A 24,802-nucleotide genomic window follows, 5' to 3' on the forward strand; every position below is an offset into this window, starting at 1 on the left:
ACAAGTACTCACGGGTCAGGACCAGCGACCGAGCAGCGTGGCCGCGTGTGCGGCGAGGGCGGCCTGGAAGAACGGGCCGAAACTCACCCGCGCGACGCCGAGCGGTCCGAAGCTCGCCGGATCGTCCTGATCGGGCAGCCCTATCGCGTTGACGGGCAGCGGGAGCTCCGACGTGAGCCGCTTCTGGGTGGCGTCGTCGTGACGGCCGACGGGGTACAGCACGTCGGCTCCCGCCTCGGCGGCGAGCTTCAGTCGCGCGATCGCGCGTTCGACACGATCCGACTCCTCGCCCACCTGCTTCACGAACAGGTCGGTCCGTGCGTTGACGACCACGTGGACCCCGGCGGAATCGGCGGCCTGCCGCAACCCTCCGACGAAGTCGGCGTGCTCCTGCGGCTCGCGGAGGCGTCCACCCTCGCTGTGGACCGTGTCCTCGATGTTCAGGCCGACCGCGCCCGCACCGATCAGACCCTCGATCAGCCGGGCGGGTTCGAGCCCGTAGCCGGATTCGATGTCGACCGACAGCGGCAGCTCCACGGCGGCGGTGATCTGCGAGATGCGGTGCAGCAGCTCGTCGAACGTGATCCCCTCGTTGTCGGGCTTGCCGATCGAATCGGACACCGGGTGGCTTCCGACCGTCAGCGCCTGAAACCCGGCGGACACAGCCAGATTCGCGGACCACGCATCCCACACGGTGGGCAGGATGACGGGGTTGCCGGGCCGGTGCAGCTCCAGCAGGGTGGTGGCCTTCTCGTTGATCGACGTCATAGGGGGCTCCTCGCCTCGGGTTCTTCGATCGGAGTCGTTCTCGGGCACGCCTTCGGTGCCAACGCCCGGTTCGCCGTTTCCATTCCTGCCCGCTCGAGTACCGTGAGCAAATGGACTTCCGGGAACCCCTGTCGGCCGCGGCTGCCCTCGCGTCCGGCGCTCTGGCCGGGTTCGTCCTCACCAATCCCCGCAACCGGGCCTGGACGATCAACGCCTCCGATCGCGAGATCGACCGGTGGATCAGCAGCCAGCCGACCGGTGTGGTGGTGGCGCTGGTTCTCGCCGTCATCGCGGTGGGCGGTCTGCAACGGTCGGGCTCCCGCCGGGTGTCGTGGCTCCTGGCCGCGGCGTGTGCGCTCGTCCTGATCGGCGCGCGCTGGGCGGTGCCCGGCGCCGGCGGCGTCGACACGTTGATCGCCCTGCACTTCGCCAAGACCGCGACGGCCGGGTTCCTGCTGGGCGCGGCCGTGGCCGCGGTGTGGGGTCGCTGGGCTTCGCAGCTGGCCCTGACGCTGGGGGTCGCGGGCGCGTTCCTCCTCGCGAGCGTGCAGAAACTGCCGCGCAGCGACACCGCGTATGTCGAGCCCGCGAGCATGAGCACCTCGGCGATCGGCGAACCCCCGCAGTGGCTGCTGAGCGGCGTTCTCGTGCTCGCGCTCGCGTCGGCGATGGTGGCGCGGTCGCAGTTCCGGGTCCAACGCCCCGAACGAAAGACTCTCCTGACCGCGCTGGTCGGGGCCCTGGGGCTCGCCCTGCTCAACCGGCTGCTCGGGGCGTGGATCGACGATCAGGAATTCGGCGAACCCCTGACGGTCTGGCTGATCGTGGCGTTCTCGCTCGCCGTGATCCTGGGGGTCACCGTGCTGATCGGGCGACGGTTCCCGGGGATCGACGGACACTTCCTCGTCGCCGCGACCGGGATCACCGCCGCGGCCGTCCTCGTCCTCGACGACCTCCGGACCCCGCGGGTGACGACGCCCGCGCCCGCGTTGCTGGCAGTCGGCGTCGTCACCCTGGCCGCGGGAATGGCGGTGGCGGTCAGGGTTCCGCCGAAGCGGCGACGGCCCGGGTGGGGGTTGTGCCTCGCCGCCGTCGTTCCACTGGTCGCCACCATCTCGCCCGACTTCGGCAACGACGGCGTCGGGCTCCTGCTCCGGCTGGCGGTCCTGGGCGGGGGGACGGGTTTCGCGCTCGCCTCTGCGCTGCCTGCTTCCGCGCCTGTCGCGGTGCTCGGTCTGGCACTGCCGTTCGCGTCGCTGGTGTTCGTCGCGGCGACCACGGTCCCCCGCAGCCGGGTGGTGTACTCGGGTGCACCCAGCGAACACCGTCTGCCGTCGTCGCCGGCCTCGACCGCCGCGTCCGACCATCTCGCCGGCGTGGCGATGCTGCTCGTCGTCGCGTTCTGCGTCTACTCGCTCCGTGAGCGTCACAGTGCACCGGAGGGCACCGCGCCGCTCACCTAATCGAGGAGGCCGAGCGACTGCAGCCGGCGGAACACGAGCATCGAGCCGGGCGCGACGTCCGGCATCGCCGCATATTCGTCGACGGTGAAGTACCGCAGTTCGGCGATCTCGCTCGTCGGCCGCGGCTCGCTGCTCAGTTCGGCGAGGAAGCAGGTCATGTGCAGGTCCGTGCCCTCGGGATGTCCGTATGCGGGCGCCTCGAAGACCCCCAGGCGTTCGAGTGTCCCGTCGACGATTCCGGCGTCGAGTTCTTCCCGGATCTCGCGGTGCAGAGCCTGTTCGGCGTTCTCCCCGGGGTCGATCTTGCCGCCGGCCATGTAGAACGCGGACTTCCCCGCCGATCGCGTCTGGAGGAGTTTGCGGTCTCGGATGTGGGCGAGCGCGGCGGTTCGGATCTCGGCTGGCACGGACCCAAGATAGTGCAGTCCGCGGACGCGCCCGTAACACAGCGCGCCCCTTTAGTCCGATTTGCCGCGATTGTGGGTCCGAATAACCGACCCAGTAGGATGTACCCGTAGCCCAGTTCGCTAGCGAAGCGAACGGTCTACAGACTCGGTTCGTTTCGTTCCGACACCCCGCCGCCCGCTGACCCCCGACGGAGTGCCTTTTGCTTGCTGTTCTGCTCGCCCATGCCGTTGCCGCCGTTCTGGCTCCGCTTGTGGTGCGCAAGTTCGGCCGCAACGGTTTCTACCCCCTCTCCCTCGTTCCGCTGGCGTCGCTCGGATGGGTGATCGCGAACTGGGGAACGGTTCAGACGGTTTCCATCGAGTGGGCTCCGGGTCTGTCGATGGAACTCGACTTCTGGTTCGATCCGCTCGCCGCGATCATGTCGGTGCTGGTGCTCGGCATCGGCACTTTGATCCTGGTCTATTGCGCCCGCTACTTCACCGACGACGAACCCCGACTCGGCATCTTCGCCGCCGAGATGGTGGCGTTCGCCGGGGCCATGTTCGGGCTCGTCGCGAGCGACAACATGTTGCTGCTCTACACCTTCTGGGAACTGACGACGGTCCTGTCATTCCTGCTGGTCGGGCATTACGCCGAACGCGCCTCGAGCCGCCGCGCCGCGACGCAGGCCCTGCTGGTCACGACCGCGGGTGGCCTGGCCATGCTCGTCGGCATCATCATCCTCGGTCAGGTAGGCGGCACGTACAACCTGTCCGAACTGATCGAGGTCGCACCGCGCGGCTGGCTCGCCGGTGTCGGCGTCGTGCTGGTCCTCATCGGCGCGCTGTCGAAATCGGCGATCGTGCCGCTGCACTTCTGGTTGCCCGGCGCGATGGCCGCCCCGACCCCGGTCAGCGGCTACCTGCACGCCGCGGCGATGGTGAAGGCCGGCATCTACCTGGTGGCCAGGTTGTCGCCGGGTTTCGCCGACGCGGCGCCCTGGCGGTTCACGATCATCACGCTCGGCCTGCTGACGATGGTTCTCGCCGGGTGGCGGGCGATGCGCGCCTTCGACCTCAAGCTGGTGCTCGCGTTCGGCACCGTCAGCCAACTCGGCTTCATGATGGTGCTCGTCGGTCTCGGCACCCGGGACGCCGCGCTCGCCGGGATGACGATGGTCGTCGCGCACGCGATGTTCAAGGCCGCACTGTTCATGGTCGTCGGCATCATCGACCACTCGACGGGCACCCGCGACATCCGCAAACTCGCGCACCTCGGCAATCGTGCGCCTGCGCTCACGATCTTCGCCGCGATGGCCGCGGCCAGCATGGCCGGGCTGCCGCCGTTCCTCGGGTTCGTCGGCAAGGAGGCCGCTTTCGACTCCCTGCTGAGCACGACCGTCCTCGCCGACCCGGCGCGGGTCGTCACCGTCGGCGTCGTCGTCTTGGGTTCGATCCTCACGCTCGCGTACAGCGTGCGGTTCATGTGGGGTGCGTTCGGGCGCAAGCGGCTCGCGCGGCCGAGCCCGGCCGTGCAGGGCATGCACGCTCCCGGACCGTTGTTCCTCGCCGCGCCCGCAGCTCTCTCCGTCCTGAGCCTGGCGGCCGGACTGGTGGCGCCGCAGCTCGAGAAGCTGCTGACGCCGTACTCGCGCACCCTGCCCGCCGAGGGCGCCGCCGATTACCACCTCGCGCTGTGGCACGGCGTCAACACCGCGCTGCTGCTCACGCTGCTCGTCTTCGCGGTCGGCACCGCGCTGTTCGTGGCGCAGCGCTGGGTCAACCGGTTGCGGTTCGAGCATCCGCCGCTCGGCAACGCCGACCGGATCTACGACGCGACACTGCGCGGCATGGACGCCCTGTCGATGCGGCTGACCGGCGCCACCCAGCGCGGTTCGCTGCCGCTGACGCAGGCGACCATCCTCGGGACCCTGGTGCTGGTGCCGCTGGTGCTGCTCGTCGTCGGCACCGACACCGGCGCCGACGTGCGCCTGTGGGATTCGCCGGTCCAGTTCGTGATCGGGCTGATGATGGTCGCGGCCGCGCTCGCCGCGACCGTGATGCGCAACCGTCTGGCCAGCGTGATCCTCGTCGGCCTCAGCGGCTACGGCTGCGGTGTGCTGTTCGCTCTCCACGGTGCCCCCGACCTCGCGCTCACCCAGTTCCTGGTGGAGACATTGACCCTCGTCATCTTCGTCCTCGTGTTCCGGAAACTGCCCGCCGAGGTCGACGAGCGCCGGGCGATCGGCTTCAAGATTCCGCGGGCACTACTGGCGGTCGCGGTCGGTGCCACTATCACCACGATCGGCGCGTACGCCATCAACGCGCGGAACTCGGTGCCGATCTACGAGCGTCTCCCCGACGCGGCGTACTACCTCGGCAACGGCAAGAACGTCGTCAATGTTCTGCTCGTCGACATCCGCGCCTGGGACACGCTCGGCGAGATCTCGGTGCTGCTCGTGGCGGCCACGGGTGTCGCGAGCCTCGTGTTCCGGAATCGCCGCTTCGGCAGCGCCCCCCGGGTGGCGGACGCCCCCGCGGTCACCGCCGATTCTTCGGCCTCGCATTCCGAGACCACGTGGCTGCTCGGCGGCGACCTCATCGACCCGAAACACCGGTCACTCGTCCTCGAGGTGACGACGCGGCTGATCTTCCCGACCATCATGGTGCTGTCGGTGTACTTCTTCTTCGCCGGTCACAACGCGCCCGGCGGCGGGTTCGCCGGCGGCCTCACCGCCGGTCTGGCGCTGGTCCTGCGGTACCTCGCGGGCGGACGATACGAACTCGGCGAGACCGTCCCGATCGACGCGGGCAAGATCCTGGGGCTCGGGCTCACCCTCGCCGCCGGCACCGCGCTGGCGTCGCTGTTCCTCGGCGCCCCCGCGCTCTCGTCCGCGGTGTTCGAGGTGACACTGCCGGTGATCGGTCACGTCAAGATGGTCACCGCCCTCTTCTTCGACCTGGGTGTGTACCTCATCGTGGTCGGACTCGTACTCGACGTCCTCCGCAGCCTCGGGGCACGTCTCGACGCACAGGTCGAGGTGAACCAGCAATGAGCGCGAACATCGGATTTCTCGTCATCATCGGCGTCCTCGTGTCGGCCGGCGTCTACCTGCTCATCGAACGCAGCATCACCCGGATGCTGCTCGGGCTGCTGCTGTTCGGCAACGGCATCAACCTGCTCATCCTCACGTCCGGTGGGCCGGACGGCAACCCACCCATCGTGGGCCGCGGGTCCATTCACGAGTCGATGGCCGACCCGCTGGCGCAGGCGATGATCCTGACCGCGATCGTCATCACGATGGGCATCGCCGGCTTCGTGCTCGCGCTCGCGTACCGGTCGTTCAAGATCACCACGCAGGACGCCGTCGAGAACGACCCCGAGGACACCAAGGTCCTGCGGCGCCGGTCGCCGGCCGAGGCCCCCGACCGCGACCGCTCCGACGACCCGGTCACCGGCGAGCCCAGTTTCAGCGGCGACGCCTTCGACAAGGACGGAAACCCCATTCCCCTGGAAGAACTGAAGAACCTCGAAGACCTCGAATGCTACGAAGACCTGCACGAGGGTGACTTCGACGACGACGAGGACACCGACAAGGCCGGGATCGGGGAGAAGCTGTGACCATTTCCCCGCACGTCGTCACGGCGCTCGCGCCGCTGCCCGTCCTCGTCCCGATGCTCGCCGCCGCGGCCACGCTGGTGCTCGGCCGGCGTCCGCGGGCCCAGCGAATCATCACGCTCGTCGCGTTGATCGGCGTCCTCGTCGTGTCGGGACTGCTGCTGTTCCTCGCCGACCGCGACGGGACGACGGCCGTTCAGGTAGGTGGCTGGGATTCGCCGATCGGCATCACGCTGGTGGTCGACCGGCTGTCCGCGATGATGCTGGTGGTCTCGTCCATCGTGCTGCTCGCCGTCATGGCGTACGCCGTGGGTCAGGGTATCCGCGACGGCAGCGAGGACCAGCCCGTCTCGATCTTCCTGCCGACGTATCTGGCGCTGACGGCGGGCATCTCCAACGCGTTCCTCGCCGGCGACCTGTTCAATCTGTATGTCGGTTTCGAGGTGCTCCTCGCCGCCAGTTTCGTGCTGCTGACGCTGGGTGCGAGCGCCGATCGCGTCCGCGCGGGCGTCTCGTACGTGATGGTGTCGATGGTGTCCTCGCTGATCTTCCTGGCGGGCATCGCCTTCGCGTACGCGGCCACCGGCACCCTCAACCTCGCCGACATGGCCACTCGCCTCGACGGCATCCCGTCCGGCACGCGGACCGCCATCTTCGGTGTGCTGCTCGTCGCATTCGGCATCAAGGCCGCGGTGTTCCCGCTGTCGACGTGGCTGCCCGACTCCTACCCCACCGCGCCCGCCCCGGTCACCGCCGTGTTCGCCGGCCTCCTCACCAAGGTGGGTGTGTACGCGATCATCCGCGCGCACACGCTGCTCTTCCCGGAGGGCGAACTCGACAACGTGCTGATGGTCTGCGGCCTGCTGACGATGCTCGTCGGCATCCTCGGTGCGATCGCGCAGAGCGACATCAAGCGTCTACTGTCGTTCACCCTGGTCAGCCACATCGGGTACATGGTGTTCGGTGTGGCGCTGTCCACGCAGTCGGGGCTCTCGGGTGCCATCTATTACGTGGCCCACCACATTCTCGTGCAGACCACACTGTTCCTGGTGGTCGGTCTGATCGAACGCCAGGCCGGGTCGTCTTCGTTGCGGCGTCTCGGCGGGCTCGCCGCGGCGAGTCCCGTCCTGGCGATCGTCTTCCTCATTCCGGCCCTCAACCTCGGTGGCATTCCCCCGTTCTCCGGGTTCATCGGCAAGGTCGCGTTGCTGCAGGCCGGCTCGGCGGACGCGAGTGTGCTGGCCTGGATCCTCGTCGCCGGCGGCACCGTCACCAGCCTCCTCACCCTGTACGTCGTCGCACGCGTGTGGACCAAGGCGTTCTGGCGGGCCCGCGCCGACGCCCCCGAGGGCGACCTCGCGGACGTCAGCCCGTCGGCCCTGCTCGACGAGTCCGAGGCCGACATCGCGTTCGTCGACCGCGCCGACGTCGGCCGGATCCCCGCGATGATGCTGATCCCCACCGTCGCCCTCGTCGCGGTCGGGCTGGCGATGACGGTGTTCGCGGGCCAGATCATCCAGATCAGCGATCGCGCGGCGAGCGATCTGCAGAACCGGTCCGTCTACATCGACGCCGTCCTCGGCGGTCACCCCGGCGGCGAGGCTCAGGAGGCGCCGCGATGAAACGCGAGAGAATTCTCCAGTTCGGCGCGCTGCTGTGGCTGATGTCGGTGTGGATCCTGTTGTGGGGCAACGTCAGCTGGGGAAACATCCTCGGCGGGCTCGCCGTCGGCGCGATCATCATGGTGCTCATGCCCCTGCCGCGGGTGCCCGTGGAGGGCCGGGTGCATGTCCTCCCGCTGCTGCGGCTGGCCGTGATGTTCGTGTACTACTCGTTGCAGTCGAGCCTCCAGATCGCGTGGCTCGCGCTGCGGCCGGGACCCCCGCCCGTCACCGGCGTCCTGCGCTACCAGCTGGGGATCAAGTCGGACCTCGTCCTGACCCTGTGCATCGACGTGCTGAACCTCATTCCGGGCACCATGGTCCTCGAGATCGACCAGGTCCGGCGGATCGTCTACGTCCACGTCCTGGACATGGGCTCGCAGAAGGCGGTCAGCCAGTTCTACCGCACGGTCGCGCAGTTGGAACGGTTGTTCATCGAGGCGTTCGAACGGGACTCCGACTGGAAACCGAGCCCCTGGCACAACCGCGACCAGCAGTACGACGACCCCGCTCAGGAGGGCAGCTCATGACAGTCGTATCGGTCATATCCGGGATCATCCTGGTCGTCGCCGGGGTGCTCACGACGTTCCGGCTGCTCGACGGCCCGAACTCGCTGGATCGCCTCGTCGCCCTCGACACCCTGATCGCGCTCGCGATGTGCGGACTCGCCGTGTGGGCGGCATACACCGGCGACACGACAATCGTGCCCGCCATCGTCGCGTTGTCGCTGGTGGGATTCATCGGCTCGGTGTCGGTGGCCCGGTTCCGGGTGAGTGACAAGTCGTGACCACCGCGCTGAACGTCATCGGGGCCACACTCATGCTGTGCGGGTCGCTGCTCGCGCTGACGGCCGCCATCGCCATCGTCCGCTTCCCGGACACCCTGCGCCGCATGCACGCCGCCACCAAACCCCAGGTGGTCGGCCTGATCATGGTTCTCGCGGGCGCAGTCCTCGAACTGCGCGGCAACGTCGACATCTGGATGCTGATCCTCGTCGGCATCTTCACCCTGTTCACCGCACCGGTCATCGCGCACAGTGTCGGCCGGGTGGCGTACCGCGAGCAGCGCGATCAGGACGGGTTGCTGATGATCAACGAGTTGGAGCCGCCAGAACGTCCGTGACGGCCACCTTCGCGCCGCTGCCCCACCGGGCGAGTGCCGTGTCGGGCCGGGCGAAGAACGTCGCGTAGAAGCCGAGGCTCACCGCGGCGAGGGCACCGAGAACGAGCGGTCCGGACACCTCCGGGAATCGGCCCATCGGCACCGCCAGGTAGCGGTAGCTGAGCAGCAGTCCCGCCAGGACGAGCACGCCACCGCCGACGAGACGGACCCGGAACCAGCCCCACCCCCGTTCGGGATCGCGGAGCGCGGACTCGATGGTCAGGCACAGGACTGCGCCGGCGACCAGATCGACGCCGTAGTGGTAGCCGAACCCGAGGGTCGCCGTCAGCGTGCACACCAGCCAGAACGTACCGCCGAGCCGCAGCCACCAGGCGCCCTGCCGGGAATGGATGAACAGTGCGAGGGCCCACGCGGTGTGCAGGCTCGGCATGCAGTTGCGGGGGGTCGTCGAATCGAACGGTATCGCTTCGGGCGCGAAGTCGGGTGCGGGCACGAGGTTGGGCCAGTAGTCGCTGACCTGGAACCCCTGCCCCTCGGTGCCGAACGCGAAGATCGGACCGACCACCGGGAAGAGCACGTAGAACACGGGACCGACGAGCCCGATCAGCAGGAACGTGCGCACCAGGTAGTGCGAGGGCCATCCGTTCCGCAGTTGGTAGACGGCCACCGCGATCGCCGCGACGGGCAGTTCGATGTAGACCCAGTGCAGGACGCCGTACCCGACGGGGCCGAGCGCGTCGACGAACTGCCCCATGTGCCACGACGGGCTTCCCAGCGCGTGATCCGCGAGTTGGGCGAACTCGTCGAGGACCATCGGCCCGGCCATGATGGTGACCTGTAGCCAGGCGTCGCCGAACTTGGTCGCGAGAATCAGCAGCGCACCCAGCCCGACACCTTTGAGGGCGCTGCGCCGCTGCTCACCGGTCCACCGGACCGCGGCGTAGATACCCACCGCGGTGAGCACCCACGTCGCGCCATTCCCGACGGTCAGCGGGCCACCCGACAGGTAGCGCACGGCGGCGACCACCACATCGATGCCCGCCGCCGCGGACAGCGCGACAACCCGTTGCCGGTTGGTGAGACCGACCATCGCGAGTGCGAGGCCGGCCCACGGAACGGACGCCGACTTGGGGGTCAGGACATAGTCGCGGAACAGGCTCTCGAGGGGGCCCTGGAAACCCTGGACGGACGCGACCGATTGGACCACGACCAGCAGGATCGCCACACCGAGCGCCCCGCCCGCAGCGAACATGCGGGAACGATCGACGGGCCCACCCGACCGCACAACGGCAACATCGTCGATCGACACCCGCCAAGTGTAAACAACACGTGAACGGGAAGTGGACGAGTGTCCTGCCCGAGACCGACTTTCAGGTCCCGAGCTCCTTCACCAGCGCATCGACGACGGCCACCAGGTCACCGCCGGTCGCCTCGGCGACCTGACGTTGCCGCTGGTAGGAGGCGCCGCGGCGGGGGATCTCCGCCACGGCGGCCAATTCGTCCGCACACCCGAGACGCGCGGCGGTCGGCGCCAGCTTCTCGAGCAGGTCGTTCAGGTCGTCGGTGACGAGCCGTTCGTTGCTGTCCTCGTCGAGAATGATCTCGGCGTCGAGCCCGTACCGCGCGGCCCGCCACTTGTTTTCCTTCACGTGCCACGGCTGCAGGTTCGGCAGGTTCTCGCCCGCCTCGAAACGCCGGTCGAGATCGACGATCAGACAGTGCACGAGCGCGACGAGAGAACTGAGTTCGGCGCGGGTGGAGATGCCGTCGAAGACCCGGACCTCGATGGTCCCCCACCGCGGCGCGGGCCGGATGTCCCAGTGCATCCCGCCGATCTTGGTGATCACGCCGGTCTTCATCTGATCGCTGATGAAATCCTCGTACTGCGCCCAGTTCGCGAACTGGTACGGCAACCCCGCGGTGGGGAGTTGCTGGAACATCAGGGCGCGATTGCTCGCGTAGCCGGTGTTCACCCCCGCCCACATCGGTGACGACGCGGACAGCGCGAGCAGATGCGGGTACCGCTGCAACAGCGCGTTGAGGATCGGGAACACCTTCTGCGGCGAGGACACACCCACGTGGACGTGCACGCCCCAGATCAGCATCTGACGGCCCCACCACTGGGTGCGCTCGATCAGCTCGTCGTAATCCGGTGTGCGCGTGACCAATTGGGTCGACCACTGCGCGAAGGGGTGCGTTCCGGCGCAGATGAGATCGACCCCGAGCGGGTTCGCCGCCCGCCGCAGCAGGTCGAGCGACTCGCCGAGGTCGTCCATCGCCTCACCGACGGTGGAGTGGATGCCGGTGACGAGTTCGACGGTGTTGCGCAGCAACTCCTTGGTGATCCGGGGATCCTCCGGACCCGCGAGATTCGCGACCGCGTCGAACACCTCCGCGGCCGTATTGGAGAGATCCCGCGTGACCCTGTCGACCAGCGCGATCTCCCACTCGACACCCAGTGTCGGCCGCGGCGAACCGGGAAAGGGAACTACCACGTTTTCGATCCAACCACAGGCCGCAGCCCGCGGCAGCGCACCGACACCCCGGCCGCAGCCGGGGTGTCACGCGACTCAGCCGGCGCCGATGACACCGCAGGCCACGCGAGAGCCTGCGTCACCGGTGTTCAGGGTTTCCTGATCGGGAGCGGGCGCGTAACGGGTGGGGATGTTCGCGAAATTGTCGGGACCCGAGTGGATCATGACCGCGGTGCCGCTGTCGCCGTTCTTCAGGTCCTCGACCGTGAAGGCGTCGGTGCTGGTGACCAACTCGGCGGTGCCGTCCTCGAGCACCTGCAGCGAGGTGAGGTCGCCGCTCGCGGGGTGCCCCGAGTGGCCCTCGGCCTGGAAGTGCCCGCCCGCGGACAGGAAGTTTCCGGGCGCACCGCCGGTCGGTGCAACGGAGTTCGTCTCACACTTTCCGACGGAGTGCACGTGGAACCCGTGGAATCCGGGCGTCTGATCCTTGACGGACACGGTGACCTCGACGTGACTTCCCGACTGCTTGAACGTGGCGGTACCGACGTTCTCGCCCTCCGCGTTCTTCAGCGTCGCGGTGAGCGCACCGCTCTCCGCGTGTTCGCCCGAACCGCTCTCGGCGTCGCCGGGAACGCCTGCGGCACTGGGATCGGCGGCGCCGGTCCAGACGGGAGGCGTGGTGCCGGGAACGTCGGTCGGCTCCTCGTTGTTACTGCAGGCGGTCAGTCCGAAAGCTGCAAGGGCCACCACCGGGGTGACAATGCGCCAGGACATCCGACGGGTAGAACTCGAGGCCATCAAACCGCTCCTTTGAGGTGGCGAAGAAGTGCACCTGATCATAACTGCGGCACCGGTGCACCGACCGTCCGGTCTACTGCGCGGAAGTGACGATGACGACCACACCGGCAGACGAATTCGCGATACCCGGGAACTTCGGCTCGGCCGACACCCCGAGTTGCGTCGCGATCTGCGTGGCAGCTTCCTTCTCGGCGGCGGAAGTCCCGTAGTACACCGTGGTTTCGGAGATGGTGCCGTCGCTGTAGTTGCCGGTCTCCGACACCGTCCACCCCGAGGACATCAGTTCGGTGGCGGTCTGGCTCGCGAGACCCGTGACGTTACTGTTGTTGAGCACCCGCACCGGAACCGACGCCGCGTCGGCGGCCTTCGTGGTGCTGGACGCGCCGGACGTCGTGCTCGCCGCGGAAGCGGAGGTGCCCCCCGCCGCTCCGGCGGCCGTCGTCGGGCGGGCGGCGGTGGTCGTGGCAGCCGCCGAGGTCGTGACAGTGGCCGCGGTCTCCTCCGAGTCCGAACCTCCGAGCGAGGCGAACCCGAGACCCGCGAAGAGAATCGCGAGGGCGATCAGCACCATCGCGAGGGCACGTAACGGCGGGCCGGACGATTCGGGTTTCGGAGTACTCACGATGTCGACCTTAGCGACCGGCAGCTACGTGACGTCGAACCCGAGGCGACGGGCCGCGCGGGCCTTCTGCCTGCTCGCGCGCAGCCGTCGCAGGCGCTTGACGAGCATCGGGTCGGCTGCCAGTGCCTCGGGCCGGTCCACCAGCGCGTTGAGCACCTGGTAGTACCTGGTGGCGGACATGTCGAACAGCTCTTTGATCGCCTCTTCCTTGGCGCCGGCGTACTTCCACCATTGGCGCTCGAAGGACAGGATGTCGTGCTCTCGACGCGAGAGGCCGTCGTCGTCGCCGACGTGGTCGACCCCTACGGAGTTGTCGCTGTCGATGCGCTCGGACTGGTTCCGACTACGCGCTGTTGCGCCGTCCATCTCACTCCTCGACTGCTAGCTCTCGCTCGCCCTCAGCGAAACCACGTTCCCCCGGCTCCTCGATCGCGTGGCCGACCGAGCAACGAATTACACAGCTGTACTTCATCGACTATTCAACCACGGCGAACGCTGCGGGCAGCGCGAACGGCTCGGGCGCGCCGCACTATCCTTGACGACCATGGCCATCCTCCCCATCCGGATCGTGGGCGACCCGGTATTGCACGAACCGACCGAGACGGTGTCCGAGTCACCGGCAGAACTCTCCGAACTTATAGCGGACATGTACGACACGATGGACGCCGCCAACGGCGTCGGGCTCGCCGCCAACCAGGTCGGAATACCGCTGCGGTTGTTCGTCTACGACTGCCCCGACGTCGACGAGACCGGCAAGCCGTTCCGCCGCCGGGGATGCGTCGTCAACCCGGTCCTCGAGACGTCGGAACGGCCCGAGACCATGCCGGACCCGGACGACGACGTCGAGGGCTGCCTGTCCGTTCCCGGCGAGCAGTTCCCCACCGGCCGCGCCGAGTGGGCGAAGGTCACCGGCACCGACGCCGACGGCAACGCCGTCGAGATCGAGGGACGCGACTTCTTCGCGCGCATGCTGCAGCACGAGGTCGGTCACCTCGACGGTTTCCTCTACGTCGACATGCTGGTCGGCCGTAACGCACGCGCCGCCAAGAAGACCATCAAGCGCGCGGGCTGGGGAGTTCCCGGTCTCAGCTGGGTGCCGGGAACGGTCGAAGACCCGTTCGGGCATGACGACTGACATTCCGCTCGGAAGCCGGGTGGTGCTGCGATACCAGCTGCCGCCCGGTTCCAGCCATCCGATGACCGACGTCATCGGGGTGCTCGAAAGCATCGATCCGGTCGTGGTCGTCCGCGACGCCGCCGGCTCCGCGGTCGAAGTGGAGCCGGAGCGGGTGGTCGCGCTGAAAGCCGTCCCCGCACGCCCGGTGCGGGCGAGCGAGATCCGGTCGCTCGAACTGGCCTCCGCCGACGGCTGGCCGGGGATCGAGCATGCATGGATCGACGGCTGGCTCGCCCGGTACGGCCACGGCTTCACCGGACGCGCCAACTCGGCGGCGCCGCTCGGCGACCGCGGGTCGGTCGGGAGTCTGGACGACCCCTCCCCCGGCGGCACGCTCGACCGTCTGCGCGGGTGGTACGCCGAGCGGGACCGCCCGCTGCGGTTGCTGATCCCCGACCGCCTGGGCGAGGTGCCGCTGGGCTGGAACGTCAGCGACGACGTGGTCGTGATGGCCGCCGACGTCGACAACCTGGCGCTGCCCGAGGGCCCGCGAATTACGACCGTCACCGATCACCCCGATCCGGACTGGCTCGCCCTGTATCGGTACCGGGGGTCCGCGCTGCCCGACTTCGCGGTCGACGTGCTGAACGCGGTCCGTGGCGGGACGCTCGGCTTCGGCCGGATCGGCGCCGCGGACTCGACGCTCCTCGCCGTCGCCCGCGGATCCGTCACGACCGCTCCCGACGACCGCAGGTGGGTCGGGCTCACCGCCGTCGAGGTGGCGCAGGACCACCGCCGCCGCGGAATCGGCAGCCTGATCTGCGGAGACATGATCAATTGGGGACGCGAGCACGGCGCGACCCACGCGTGCCTGCAGGTCGCCGTCGAGAACGAGGGCGCGCAGGCGATGTACCGCAACGTCGGCTTCGTGGCGCACCACCGGTACCGCTACGCCACCGAACCCGGCGGCTGAGGATCTGTCGTAGCGTGCCGCTAGGGTGGCTGCCGTGCGCATCGCAACCTGGAACGTGAACTCTGTTCGTGCCCGTACCGACCGGATCCTGGACTGGCTCCAGCGGTCCGACGTCGACGTGCTGGCGATACAGGAAACCAAGTGCAAGGACGAGCAGTTCCCGTACGAGCGGTTCCGCGAACTGGGGTACGAGGTCGCGCACGTCGGCCTCAGTCAGTGGAACGGTGTCGCGATCGCGTCTCGCGTCGGCCTGGACGACGTGCAGATCGGCTTCGAGGGTCAGCCCGGGTTCCACAAGGACCCGGAGGTCGCCCCCGCGCAGGAAGCCCGCGCCATCGGCGCCACCTGCAACGGCGTCCGTGTCTGGAGCCTGTACGTTCCCAACGGCCGTGAGCTCGCCGATCCGCACTACACGTACAAGCTGGAGTGGCTGGCGAAGCTGCACACGGATGCGGTCGGATGGCTGGATCGGAATCCGGACGCGCAGATCGCGCTGGTCGGCGACTGGAACGTCGCGCCCACCGACGAGGACGTCTGGGATCCGGCGCTGTTCGAGGGCAAGACCCACACGTCCGTGCCCGAGCGCGAGGCCTTCCAGGCGTTCGTCGAATCGGGATTCGCCGACGTCGTCCGCCCGCACACCCCCGGCCCGGGTGTCTACACCTACTGGGACTACACCCAGCTGAGGTTCCCGAAGAAGCAGGGAATGCGCATCGACTTCGTACTCGGGTCGCCCGCCCTCGCCGGCCGTGTCGACAAGGCCGAGATCGACCGCAACGAACGCAAGGGCAAGGGCGCCAGCGATCACGCGCCGGTCATCGTCGACCTCGGCGACTGAGACCTATTCCGCGACCAGAATGTCGAGATGCTCCGGGTTCAGCGCCACGTAGCGCCGGACGTACGTGCAGATCGGACGCACCTTCCAGCCACGCCGGCGCGCTGAACCCAGCGCCTCGCCCACGAGGACCGCGGCGAGGCCGCGGCCGCCGAGGTCTTCCACGATCACCGTGTGCATGAACGCGACCACCTCGCCGGGTTTGGCGGTGAACCCGGGAATGTCGTCCTCGTCGCGATAGCCGAGGATGCCGACCAGCTCGTCCCCCAGCCACAGATCGAATCGTTCGTGGGCAGGGTTGTCGAGCACGCGCATCTCAGCGGCCGTGATGCTCCCCGACGACTCGGAACCGTTCGACATGTGATCCATGCCACTCATGGAATCAGTTCACGAGGACCGTCGCGAGTGGAATCACCGGCCCCGGAACCGTTTCGTTGCCGACGGGTGGTCGATTCGTGTCCCGACCGCGGTCAGGCCTCCACCGGAGCCACGAGATCGCGGTACTCGGGGTGCCCCGCGAGGAAGCGCTGCACGTACGTGCATACGGGCCGGACCTTCCAGCCGTACCCGCGGGCGAGGTCGAGGGAGCGCCCCACCATGAGTGCGGCGAGTCCGCGGTGACCGAAATCCTCCACGATCACCGTGTGCATGAACGAGACCACCGGGGCCTGACGCCCCCGGCCCCGCTGTCCCGGCGGCCGGGCCACGACTCCCACTCCCGCACCCGCGCCCGGCGGGGTGTCCGTGAGGGCGAAGTACCCGAGTATCCCGACCAGGTCACCACTCAGCCGGAGTTCGAATCGGTTCTGATCGGCGTTGTCGATCACGTCCACGACCTGCGCGTCCGTCAGCATGGCTATCTCCTGGGGATATGTGTCGTAATCGAAATGTGATGTTCATCACCCTTTATACCGATGCAGGGAACCGCTGTCCAAGTTTCCCCCGAATGTTCACTCACAGAGATCTCGGTTACAGTCTCCGGGACAACTACACATCCACGGGGGCTCGCACCAGCGGGCTGAGAGGACGGCTAGGGGCCGTCGACCGTCGAACCTGTCCGGGTAATGCCGGCGTAGGGAGCATCATCAATGAGCACAGACATATCTACAGCCACGTCCGTCACCACGGGACCGATCCAGGGCAGCACCAAGCAGTACCTGCAGTCGGGCGACGACATCCGCGTCCCGGTCCGGCGCGTCGACCTCACCAACGGTGAGCACCTCGACGTGTACGACACGTCGGGTCCGTACACCGACGCGGACGCCACGATCGACCTCGACGCGGGGCTTCCGCATCTGCGTGCGCCGTGGATCGCCGACCGGGCAGACACCCAGCTCGACGCCGCCCGTGCCGGAATCGTCACCCCCGAGATGCGGTATTGCGCTGCACGAGAGGGCGTTTCGCCTGAGACAGTGCGCGTCGAGGTCGCGGCGGGTCGCGCCGTGATCCCGGCCAACCGCTGCCACCCCGAACTCGAGCCGATGATCATCGGCAAGGCGTTCGCGGTCAAGATCAACGCGAACATCGGCAACAGCGCGGTGACGTCGTCGATCGCGGAAGAGGTCGAGAAGATGGTGTGGGCGACCCGGTGGGGCGCGGACACCATCATGGACCTCTCCACCGGCAAGAACATTCACGAGACCCGGGAATGGATCCTGCGCAATTCGCCGGTGCCCGTGGGGACGGTGCCGATTTATCAGGCGCTCGAGAAGGTGAACGGAGATCCGACGGCACTGACGTGGGAGATCTACCGCGACACCGTGATCGAGCAGTGCGAGCAGGGTGTCGACTACATGACGGTCCACGCCGGGGTGCTGCTCCGCTACATCCCGCTGACCGCGAAACGCGTGACCGGCATCGTCTCGCGCGGCGGTTCGATCATGGCGGCATGGTGTCTGGCCCATCACCGGGAATCGTTCCTGTACACCCACTTCGACGAACTCTGCGAAATCCTCCACCGCTACGACGTCACGTTCTCGCTCGGCGACGGACTCCGTCCCGGGTCCATCGCGGACGCCAACGACGAGGCCCAGTTCGCGGAACTCCGTACCCTCGGGAAGCTCACGAAGATCGCGAAATCGCATGGCGTGCAGGTGATGATCGAAGGTCCCGGGCACGTACCGATGCACAAGATCGTCGAGAACGTGCGGCTCGAGGAGGAGCTGTGCGAGGAGGCGCCGTTCTACACGCTCGGACCGCTCGCCACCGACATCGCACCGGCGTACGACCACATCACGTCCGCGATCGGGGCGGCGATGATCGCGCAGGCCGGCACCGCGATGCTCTGCTACGTCACTCCCAAGGAGCACCTGGGGCTGCCGAACCGCGACGACGTCAAGATCGGCGTGATCACGTACAAGATCGCGGCGCACGCCGCGGACCTCGCGAAGCAGCATCCGCGGGCGCAGGAACGGGACGACGCGCTGTCGAAGGCCCGGTTCGAGTTCCGCTGGCACGACCAGTTCGCGCTGTCCCTCGACCCGGATACGGCGCGGGAGTTCCACGACGAAACCCTGCCCGCGGAGCCGGCGAAGACGGCCCACTTCTGCTCGATGTGCGGCCCGAAGTTCTGTTCCATGCGGATCTCCGCCGATGTCCGCGAGTACGCGCAGAAGCACGGCCTCGACTCCATCGAAGCCATCGAGGCGGGCATGGCCGAGAAGTCCAGCGAGTTCGTCGACGCAGGTGGCCGCGTGTATCTGCCCCTCGAATCCGTCACCTCAGAGAATCGGTAAGGTCCCCTTCGTGAAGCTGCTGCCCCTGACCCCCGACGGCCAGACCCCCGTCCGCGTCCTCACCATCGCCGGCACCGATTCCGGCGGTGGCGCCGGAATCCAGGCGGACTCGCGGACGATGGCGCTGTGCGGCGTCCACGCATGCGTCGCGGTCGCCGCGGTGACGGTGCAGAACTCGGTGGGCGTCAGCGGTTTCCACGAGATTCCGCCGGAGACGGTGGCCGCGCAGGTGCGGTGCGTCGTCGACGACATCGGGGTCGGGGCAGCGAAGACGGGCATGCTGGCGTCGACGGCCATCATCGAGGCCGTCGCCGCCGTGTGCACCGAGGTCGGGATCGGCCGGGACCGGCCGGTCCCGCTGGTCGTCGACCCGGTGTGCGCGTCGATGCACGGCGATCCGCTCCTGCACGCCGAGGCGCTGGACGCCGTGCGCAACACGCTGATCCCGATCGCCACGGTGGTGACCCCGAACCTCGACGAGATCCGGCTGATCACCGGCATCGAGGTCGTGGACGACGCCACCGCGCGCCGGGCCGCGGAGGCGCTGCACGCCCTCGGGGCGCAGTGGTCGATCGTGAAGGGCGGGCATCTCCGGACGTCGGCGTCGAGCACCGACCTGCTGTTCGACGGCGACCGATTCCTCGAGTTCAGCAGCCCCCGCATCGACACCGGCAACGACCACGGCGGCGGCGACACCCTCGCGGCCGCCATCGCGAGCGCGCTCGCCCACGGGTGGTCCGTGCCCGATGCGGTGGCGTTCGGCAAGGAGTGGGTCACCAAGTGCCTGGAGGCGTCGTACGACCTGGGTGCCGGTCACGGCCCCGTCTCGCCCCTGTGGCGCCTGCGGCACCTGTGAGTACTTCTTAACGTCCGGCGGTTAACCAGTACTCACGGGTGGCGGAGCCGCAACCGCCAGATACCGAGGTCGGAGGGCACCCCGCTGGGGGCGGGGGCGAAGAAGGCGCGCCGCCACGGCTTGACCCCGACCCCCAGTTCGTCGAGGGTGCCCGGCTGCAGGCTCGACAGCGTGGCGGACGACGCCATCACGTTGCCGTCGCCGCCCAGTTCCATCATGCGGGCCGCGATGGTCACGTCGACGCCCAGCCAGTCGCTGCCGATCTGCCGGGGCACACCGGTGTGGATGCCGACGCGCATGCGGGGGCGGTAGCCGTCCACCTCGACCCCCGCGAGCGCTTCCTGCGCGGCGAAGACGGCGTCGATCGCGCGGTCCGGGCTGGAGAACACGGCCATCACACCGTCACCCAGCCGTTTCACCACGTGTCCGCCCCGATCGACGATGGGGGTCTCGACGGCTCGGGCGACGTCGCGCAGCAGGGCAAGCGTGGCGCCGTCACCGGCGGGCAGCGACCAACTGGAGAACCCGACGAGGTCGGTGAACACGATGGTCACCTCCTGCGTTCCCCGGCCGCGTCCGGCGCGCTCGAGCAGCGCCTGCCACACCTGCAGCGCGCCGAGGCTCATCTCGCGGGACGCGCCCGGCTGGTGGTCGAGGAAGCGGTCGGCGACGCGGGCGATGGCCCGGGCGCTCCCGGGACCCGCCGTGGACAGTGGGTCGCCGAACGCCGGATCGCCGGGGAGCGCGCGACGAACCCTCCGCAGCCCCTCGATCAGCTGCGGCTGCCGGTTCACCGATCCCACCCAGCCCAGCACCTTGTCGCCCCGTTTCGGTGTCTGCGCAGCGCCCGGCTCGGCACTGTTCTCTTCGGCCGGGTCGTCACTCACGAGAGTAAGAGTAACTCAGCGTCACATGCACAACCCCGGGGTGAATCGGATATCACTCGGAGGCCCGCGCCTTCTCCCGGTCCGCGCCGATGGGGACTCCGTTCGGCCCCGCGAGCGACTCCGCGTACACCCCGACGGCATACGCGACCGCGGCGGCGTTCTTGGCGAGCGCGGCCCGGTCCACGTTCTCGAGCGTATCGGTCGCGCTGTGATAGTTCTTGTCGTACACGGCGCCCGGGGTGCCGCCCCACTTCTGCGCCTGCTCGGGGGTCTTCGTCTCGTCGGCGCCGCTGAACACCCCACCTGAGGGAATACCGTGCTCGATGAACGGGCCGTAGTCGGAGCGGCCGTCGAAGTCCGTGCCATCCGCGGTGATGCCGTCGCCCTGGAGGAATTCGGTGAACGTGCGCTCGATGCCCGCGGAACCCTCGGGTCCGGGCCCCTCGCCGACGTTGTCGGAATTGTCGCCGTCGTAGGCGAGGTAGCCGGCGTTCTCGGAACCGAGCATGTCGAAGTTGAGATACAGCGCGATGTCGTTGCGCTGCTCCTCACTGAGGCTGTCGACGTACGCCTCCGATCCGAGCAGACCCAATTCCTCGGCGCCCCAGAACGCGAAGCGCACGGCGTTGTCGACGTCGGGCGAACCGCCGAGTTGCACGGCCGTTTCGAGGGTCGCGGCGACGCCGGTGCCGTTGTCGTTGATGCCGGGGCCGTCGGGGACGCTGTCGAGGTGCGCGCCGACCATCACGACGTCCTCGGTCGAGCCGGTCTTCGTCTGCGCGATGACGTTGCGCGCGGTGCTCGACTCGGTGGTGGTGTCGAGTGTGAGGGTGACGTCGCCCCCCGCCTGCTCGAGCGCGGCGCCGTCCGCCTTGCTCACCCCGCCGGTGGGGACCTTGCCCGCGTCCGGGTCGCCGAGGGTGCCGCCGCTCATCGGCCCGTCCTCGTTGTTGACGACGATCACCCCTGCGGCCCCGCGCTCGGACGCCACCTGCTGCTTGGCCGCGAACGGGCACACCCCGCGGTTCACGAGGACGATCGCACCCGTCACGTCGAGGCCGTCGTAATCGGTGACCTCGCATCCCGGACTGTCGTCCTTGGGGGCGGGCACCAGGCGGGCGGTGAGCCCCTGCGGACCGGTGGACGGCGAATACGACAGCGCACGGACGTCGAAGTCCCGGTCGCCGGACCGCAGCGCCTCCGTGCGCACGTCGAACTTGTGGAACTCGAATTCCGGGGTCTGGACGTCGAAGCCCTTGTCTTCCAATATCTGTGCGACGTAGTCGACGCTCGCGTCGTAGCCGGCCGTTCCGGCCGCGCGGTTGCCGTCGTTGCTCTCGGCGATGGTCTGCAGTTGCTCGAGGTGCCCCACCACACCACTCTCGGTGACCGAGGCCGCGAGAGCGCTCGCATCGACCGGCGGCGAATCGGGTTCGCTCGTCGACGAGCACCCGGCCAGGACCATCGCACCGGCCACTCCGACTGTGAAAACTCCCCGTAGTCGCATGTCGGGAGCCTAACGCAGAAGCACCTGTGGGCCGGCGCGAATGGATTTCGCACCGGCCCACAGGCTCCCGCCCCACCGTCGCCCTCAGCCAGGCCTCCCGACGATCACCTGGCGGAGGAGCAGGGCGAGAACACTGTATCGGGTGTCAGGCATCGCGCTTGTTGACGACCACCAGTCCGGCCCCGAAGATCACGAAGACGAACACCGCGAAGTACACGAGGCTGCCCCACGGGCCCCAGTGGAATTCGACCCCTTGCGGCGCCCCCAGGAAGTTGTTGGCGTTGAGGAACGGCAGGAACGGCATGATCTTCTGGCCGAACGAGCCGAACAGGTTGAACAGGCTCTCGATCAGCAGCGGCCACAGCAGCAGCAGGGCGATCGCGCCCGCCGACTGGCGCAGCAGGGTGCCGACTCCGACGGCGAGAACCACGCACAGGAACGCGTAGATCGGGACGCCGTAGATCGACCGCCATGCGTCCGCACCGGTCAGTGTGAGGGCCGCTCCCGCCTCGTCGCCCGCCGTCGCCTTCGCGATGGCGTACGCACCGAACGTGAGGACGAACGTCAGCACGGCGCCGAACGCGCCGATCAGGCCTGCCTTCGCGATCAGGACGGACGCCCGGTTCGGGATCGCCTGGAACGTGGTGCGGATGACGCCGAACCGGTATTCGCTGGTCACGGCGAGCGCGGCGAGGATCATCAGCACCAGCACGCCGAAACCGGACACACCGCCCACGGCGTCCGCCATCTGCGGCAGGAACGGATCGAAATCCGGTTGCTTACCGTCCGCGATCTGGTTGTTGAAGGAGTTGATGCTGGCCTTCGCGCTCAGCCCGATGACCGCGGCGAGGCCGAGTCCCAGCACGATGATGATGACCGTGCACCACCACGGCGACCTCGTCGACGTGATCTTGATCCGTTCGGCGTTGAGAACAGCCATTACAGTGCACCCCTCATCACATCTTCGACGCCCTCTGCGTGGTACTGCACGTCGTCTCCGGTCAACTTCATGAAGGCGTCCTCCAGCGATCCGCGCTGAGATGCCAACTCGTGCAGGACGATGCCCTGCGAACCGGCGATCCCGCCGACGACGTCCGTCGACGAATCCACCACGACGAGCGCTTGCTGCCCTTCGGATCCGTCCTCGCGCACGGTGAGTCCGTTGGACGTGAGCGCGCTGCGCAGCGCGTCCAGCTGTGGGCTCCGCACGCGCACCGTCGATTCCGAGGACTTGCTGACGAACTCGGACACGGTGGTGTCGGCGATCAGCCGGCCGCGGCCGATGACCACCAGATGTTCTGCGGTGAGCGCCATCTCGGACAGCAGGTGGCTCGACACCAGCACGGTGCGGCCCTCGGCAGCGAGGCGCTGCATGAACTTCCGGATCCAGACGATGCCCTCCGGGTCGAGCCCGTTCACCGGCTCGTCGAACAGCAGCACCTTCGGGTCGCCGAGCAGCGTGGCGGCCAGGCCGAGGCGCTGGGACATGCCGAGCGAGAAACCGCCGGCCTTCTTCCCCGCCACCTCGGTGAGCCCGACGAGATGCAACACCTCGTCGACCCGGCTCTTCGGCAGCGAGTTGGACGCCGCCATCCACTGCAGATGGGCGCGGGCCGAGCGGTTGGGGTGCACCCACTTCGCGTCGAGCAGGGCCCCCACCGTCCGCAGCGGCTGCACCAGGTCGCTGTACGGCTTGCCGTCGATCAGCGCGCTGCCCGCCGTGGGGCGGTCCAGCCCGAGGATCATGCGCATCGTCGTCGATTTGCCTGCACCGTTCGGGCCGAGGAAGCCGGTGACCATACCCGGCTTCACGTTGAACGTCAGGTTGTCCACCGCCTTCGTCGCACCGAAGGTCTTTGTCAGTCCCCTCACTTCAATCATGATGAGAAGGATGCCGGAACCTGCGGCCGGCGCGCATCGGCCGCAGGTCTACTCCCGACTCGTCCCCTGGTACCGGTCGGACCCCGAACCGGACCCCGACGCGACCCCGAGATCTACGACGACGCCTGCGCCCAGAACCGCTTGGGGATGCGGCCCGCGTGCCGGGCCTCGTACCCCGCCACCACGGCGCCGCGCATCGCCGACGCCATGAGCGCCGGATCCTTCGCCCTGGTCACGGCCGTGGCCAGCAGCACGGCGTCGCAGCCGAGTTCCATCGCGAGCGTCGCGTCGCTGGCGGTCCCGATGCCGGCGTCGAGGATGACCGGTACCCCGGCACCTTCCACGATCATCTCGATGTTGTGCGGGTTCGCGATGCCGAGCCCGGTGCCGATCGGCGAACCCAGCGGCATGACGGCCACGCAGCCGACGTCCTCGAGTCTGCGGGCCAGCACCGGGTCGTCGGTGGTGTAGGGCAGGACGACGAATCCGTCGTCGACCAGTTGCTCGGCGGCGCTGACCAACTCGATGGCGTCGGGCATGAGGGTGCGTTCGTCGGCGATGACCTCGAGCTTCACCCAGTCGGTTTCGAGCGCCTCCCTGGCGAGTTGCGCCGTCAGCACCGCCTCGGCCGCACCGCGACAGCCCGCGGTGTTGGGCAGCGGCGCGATGTCGAGCCGGCGCAACAGGTCCAGCACCCCGGTGCCGCCGGCGGCGTCGACGCGGCGCATCGCGACCGTCGTCAGCTCGGTGCCGGACGCGACGAGCGCCTCTTCGAGCACCGTCAGGTTGGCGGCGCCGCCGGTGCCCATGATCAACCGTGAACCGAACGTGCGGCCCGCGATCGTGAGGCCCTTCTGCACGCCGGAAGTCGCGTCAGCCACCCTGCACCGCCGTGAGGATCTCGATCTCCCAGCCCCGGACCACGAGCTCGTCCCACCGGGCGCGGGGGAACACGGCGCCGTTCACGGCCACCGCGATGCCCTTGGTCGGCAGGTTCAGCGCCTCCAGCAGCCCGGTGACGGTCAGCGGTTCCGTGAACTCGTGATCCTCGCCGTTGACGCTGATGCCGATCGGCACCACTACTTGCTGCTCACTCAT

Annotated in this window: 27 protein-coding genes and 1 riboswitch; of the genes, 12 read left to right on the plus strand and 15 right to left on the minus strand. The window is 68.4% G+C overall.

Going from position 1 to position 24,802, the window contains the following annotated elements:
- Positions 1 to 15 precede the first annotated feature (15 nt).
- A complete protein-coding gene (locus tag ROP_RS09340; protein WP_012689082.1) occupies positions 16 to 768 on the minus strand; it encodes an isocitrate lyase/PEP mutase family protein in 753 nt (250 codons plus the stop codon).
- 110 nt (positions 769 to 878) lie between these two features.
- On the opposite strand from ROP_RS09340, the gene ROP_RS09345 reads away from it, so the two are divergent.
- Positions 879 to 2,231, plus strand: coding sequence for a hypothetical protein (locus tag ROP_RS09345; protein ID WP_012689083.1), 1,353 nt, complete (start codon positions 879 to 881; stop codon positions 2,229 to 2,231).
- On the opposite strand, the gene ROP_RS09350 is transcribed toward ROP_RS09345, so the two are convergent.
- A complete protein-coding gene (locus tag ROP_RS09350) occupies positions 2,228 to 2,638 on the minus strand; it encodes an NUDIX hydrolase (protein ID WP_012689084.1) in 411 nt (136 codons plus the stop codon). The genes ROP_RS09345 and ROP_RS09350 overlap by 4 nt on opposite strands.
- 200 nt (positions 2,639 to 2,838) lie before the next feature.
- On the opposite strand from ROP_RS09350, the gene ROP_RS09355 reads away from it, so the two are divergent.
- From ROP_RS09355 to mnhG, 6 genes are read left to right on the plus strand one after another with little or no spacing between them, the layout of a single operon-like run.
- Complete coding sequence (locus ROP_RS09355; RefSeq protein ID WP_012689085.1) at positions 2,839 to 5,673, plus strand: Na+/H+ antiporter subunit A; 2,835 nt, start codon at positions 2,839 to 2,841, stop codon at positions 5,671 to 5,673.
- On the plus strand, positions 5,670 to 6,239 hold the full coding sequence (locus ROP_RS09360; protein ID WP_012689086.1) for a Na(+)/H(+) antiporter subunit C: 570 nt from the start codon (positions 5,670 to 5,672) through the stop codon (positions 6,237 to 6,239). The genes ROP_RS09355 and ROP_RS09360 overlap by 4 nt, the downstream gene beginning before the upstream one ends.
- Entirely contained in the window at positions 6,236 to 7,858 is a 1,623-nt protein-coding gene (locus tag ROP_RS09365) for a Na+/H+ antiporter subunit D (protein ID WP_012689087.1), read from the plus strand. Before ROP_RS09360 ends, ROP_RS09365 begins: the two co-directional genes overlap by 4 nt.
- Positions 7,855 to 8,427 carry a Na+/H+ antiporter subunit E gene (locus tag ROP_RS09370; protein ID WP_012689088.1) on the plus strand — a complete coding sequence of 191 codons (573 nt, stop codon included), beginning with the start codon at positions 7,855 to 7,857 and terminating at the stop codon, positions 8,425 to 8,427. Before ROP_RS09365 ends, ROP_RS09370 begins: the two co-directional genes overlap by 4 nt.
- The gene (locus ROP_RS09375; RefSeq protein WP_005251754.1) at positions 8,424 to 8,684 is read left to right on the plus strand and encodes a monovalent cation/H+ antiporter complex subunit F; all 261 of its coding nucleotides are present in this window, start codon (positions 8,424 to 8,426) and stop codon (positions 8,682 to 8,684) included. The genes ROP_RS09370 and ROP_RS09375 overlap by 4 nt, the downstream gene beginning before the upstream one ends.
- Positions 8,681 to 9,019 (plus strand): monovalent cation/H(+) antiporter subunit G, encoded by a 339-nt coding sequence (mnhG, locus tag ROP_RS09380; protein ID WP_012689089.1) that lies wholly within the window; start codon positions 8,681 to 8,683, stop codon positions 9,017 to 9,019. Before ROP_RS09375 ends, mnhG begins: the two co-directional genes overlap by 4 nt.
- Here mnhG and ROP_RS09385 read toward each other — a convergent pair.
- The 5 genes from ROP_RS09385 to ROP_RS09405 all read right to left on the minus strand — a co-directional run bounded on the left by ROP_RS09385 (position 8,988) and on the right by ROP_RS09405 (position 13,279).
- On the minus strand, positions 8,988 to 10,271 hold the full coding sequence (locus tag ROP_RS09385; protein WP_043824487.1) for a phosphatase PAP2 family protein: 1,284 nt from the start codon (positions 10,269 to 10,271) through the stop codon (positions 8,988 to 8,990). The genes mnhG and ROP_RS09385 overlap by 32 nt on opposite strands.
- Before the next feature lie 118 nt (positions 10,272 to 10,389).
- A complete protein-coding gene (locus ROP_RS09390) occupies positions 10,390 to 11,514 on the minus strand; it encodes a glutamate--cysteine ligase (RefSeq protein WP_012689091.1) in 1,125 nt (374 codons plus the stop codon).
- A gap of 75 nt (positions 11,515 to 11,589) precedes the next feature.
- Positions 11,590 to 12,291 carry a superoxide dismutase[Cu-Zn] gene (gene sodC / locus ROP_RS09395; RefSeq protein WP_043824489.1) on the minus strand — a complete coding sequence of 234 codons (702 nt, stop codon included), beginning with the start codon at positions 12,289 to 12,291 and terminating at the stop codon, positions 11,590 to 11,592.
- Between the two features lie 73 nt (positions 12,292 to 12,364).
- Positions 12,365 to 12,913 (minus strand): LytR C-terminal domain-containing protein, encoded by a 549-nt coding sequence (locus ROP_RS09400; protein ID WP_012689093.1) that lies wholly within the window; start codon positions 12,911 to 12,913, stop codon positions 12,365 to 12,367.
- 24 nt (positions 12,914 to 12,937) lie between these two features.
- Entirely contained in the window at positions 12,938 to 13,279 is a 342-nt protein-coding gene (locus tag ROP_RS09405) for a DUF3263 domain-containing protein (RefSeq protein ID WP_012689094.1), read from the minus strand.
- 178 nt (positions 13,280 to 13,457) lie between these two features.
- Between ROP_RS09405 and ROP_RS09410 the strand changes: the two genes are divergently transcribed.
- From ROP_RS09410 to ROP_RS09420, 3 genes are read left to right on the plus strand one after another with little or no spacing between them, the layout of a single operon-like run.
- The gene (locus ROP_RS09410; protein ID WP_012689095.1) at positions 13,458 to 14,048 is read left to right on the plus strand and encodes a peptide deformylase; all 591 of its coding nucleotides are present in this window, start codon (positions 13,458 to 13,460) and stop codon (positions 14,046 to 14,048) included.
- Complete coding sequence (locus ROP_RS09415; RefSeq protein WP_012689096.1) at positions 14,038 to 15,003, plus strand: N-acetylglutamate synthase, CG3035 family; 966 nt, start codon at positions 14,038 to 14,040, stop codon at positions 15,001 to 15,003. The genes ROP_RS09410 and ROP_RS09415 overlap by 11 nt, the downstream gene beginning before the upstream one ends.
- Positions 15,004 to 15,037: 34 nt before the next feature.
- Complete coding sequence (locus tag ROP_RS09420; protein WP_012689097.1) at positions 15,038 to 15,841, plus strand: exodeoxyribonuclease III; 804 nt, start codon at positions 15,038 to 15,040, stop codon at positions 15,839 to 15,841.
- 3 nt (positions 15,842 to 15,844) lie between these two features.
- Here ROP_RS09420 and ROP_RS09425 read toward each other — a convergent pair whose 3' ends face one another.
- Complete coding sequence (locus tag ROP_RS09425; protein ID WP_043824492.1) at positions 15,845 to 16,207, minus strand: GNAT family N-acetyltransferase; 363 nt, start codon at positions 16,205 to 16,207, stop codon at positions 15,845 to 15,847.
- A gap of 101 nt (positions 16,208 to 16,308) precedes the next feature.
- Positions 16,309 to 16,692, minus strand: coding sequence for a GNAT family N-acetyltransferase (locus tag ROP_RS09430; RefSeq protein WP_012689099.1), 384 nt, complete (start codon positions 16,690 to 16,692; stop codon positions 16,309 to 16,311).
- A gap of 133 nt (positions 16,693 to 16,825) precedes the next feature.
- Positions 16,826 to 16,934: riboswitch (TPP riboswitch) on the plus strand.
- On the opposite strand from ROP_RS09430, the gene thiC reads away from it, so the two are divergent.
- Together thiC and thiD are read left to right on the plus strand one after the other, a co-directional pair.
- A complete protein-coding gene (gene thiC, locus ROP_RS09435; protein WP_012689100.1) occupies positions 16,927 to 18,573 on the plus strand; it encodes a phosphomethylpyrimidine synthase ThiC in 1,647 nt (548 codons plus the stop codon). It overlaps the preceding riboswitch by 8 nt.
- A 10-nt stretch (positions 18,574 to 18,583) precedes the next feature.
- On the plus strand, positions 18,584 to 19,429 hold the full coding sequence (gene thiD / locus ROP_RS09440) for a bifunctional hydroxymethylpyrimidine kinase/phosphomethylpyrimidine kinase (protein ID WP_012689101.1): 846 nt from the start codon (positions 18,584 to 18,586) through the stop codon (positions 19,427 to 19,429).
- 32 nt (positions 19,430 to 19,461) lie between these two features.
- On the opposite strand, the gene ROP_RS09445 is transcribed toward thiD, so the two are convergent.
- The 6 genes from ROP_RS09445 to thiS all read right to left on the minus strand — a co-directional run bounded on the left by ROP_RS09445 (position 19,462) and on the right by thiS (position 24,802).
- The gene (locus ROP_RS09445) at positions 19,462 to 20,316 is read right to left on the minus strand and encodes an adenylate/guanylate cyclase domain-containing protein (RefSeq protein WP_043824493.1); all 855 of its coding nucleotides are present in this window, start codon (positions 20,314 to 20,316) and stop codon (positions 19,462 to 19,464) included.
- A gap of 52 nt (positions 20,317 to 20,368) precedes the next feature.
- Positions 20,369 to 21,823: a M20/M25/M40 family metallo-hydrolase gene (locus tag ROP_RS09450; RefSeq protein ID WP_012689103.1), complete on the minus strand. Its 1,455-nt coding sequence runs from the start codon at positions 21,821 to 21,823 to the stop codon at positions 20,369 to 20,371.
- 145 nt (positions 21,824 to 21,968) lie between these two features.
- The gene (locus ROP_RS09455; RefSeq protein WP_012689104.1) at positions 21,969 to 22,763 is read right to left on the minus strand and encodes an ABC transporter permease; all 795 of its coding nucleotides are present in this window, start codon (positions 22,761 to 22,763) and stop codon (positions 21,969 to 21,971) included.
- A complete protein-coding gene (locus ROP_RS09460) occupies positions 22,763 to 23,704 on the minus strand; it encodes an ABC transporter ATP-binding protein (RefSeq protein ID WP_012689105.1) in 942 nt (313 codons plus the stop codon). The genes ROP_RS09455 and ROP_RS09460 overlap by 1 nt, the downstream gene beginning before the upstream one ends.
- A gap of 113 nt (positions 23,705 to 23,817) precedes the next feature.
- Positions 23,818 to 24,585 (minus strand): thiazole synthase, encoded by a 768-nt coding sequence (locus ROP_RS09465; RefSeq protein ID WP_012689106.1) that lies wholly within the window; start codon positions 24,583 to 24,585, stop codon positions 23,818 to 23,820.
- Entirely contained in the window at positions 24,578 to 24,802 is a 225-nt protein-coding gene (thiS, locus tag ROP_RS09470) for a sulfur carrier protein ThiS (protein WP_012689107.1), read from the minus strand. The genes ROP_RS09465 and thiS overlap by 8 nt, the downstream gene beginning before the upstream one ends.

Source organism: Rhodococcus opacus B4 (assembly GCF_000010805.1).
GTDB lineage: Bacteria > Actinomycetota > Actinomycetes > Mycobacteriales > Mycobacteriaceae > Rhodococcus_F > Rhodococcus_F opacus_C.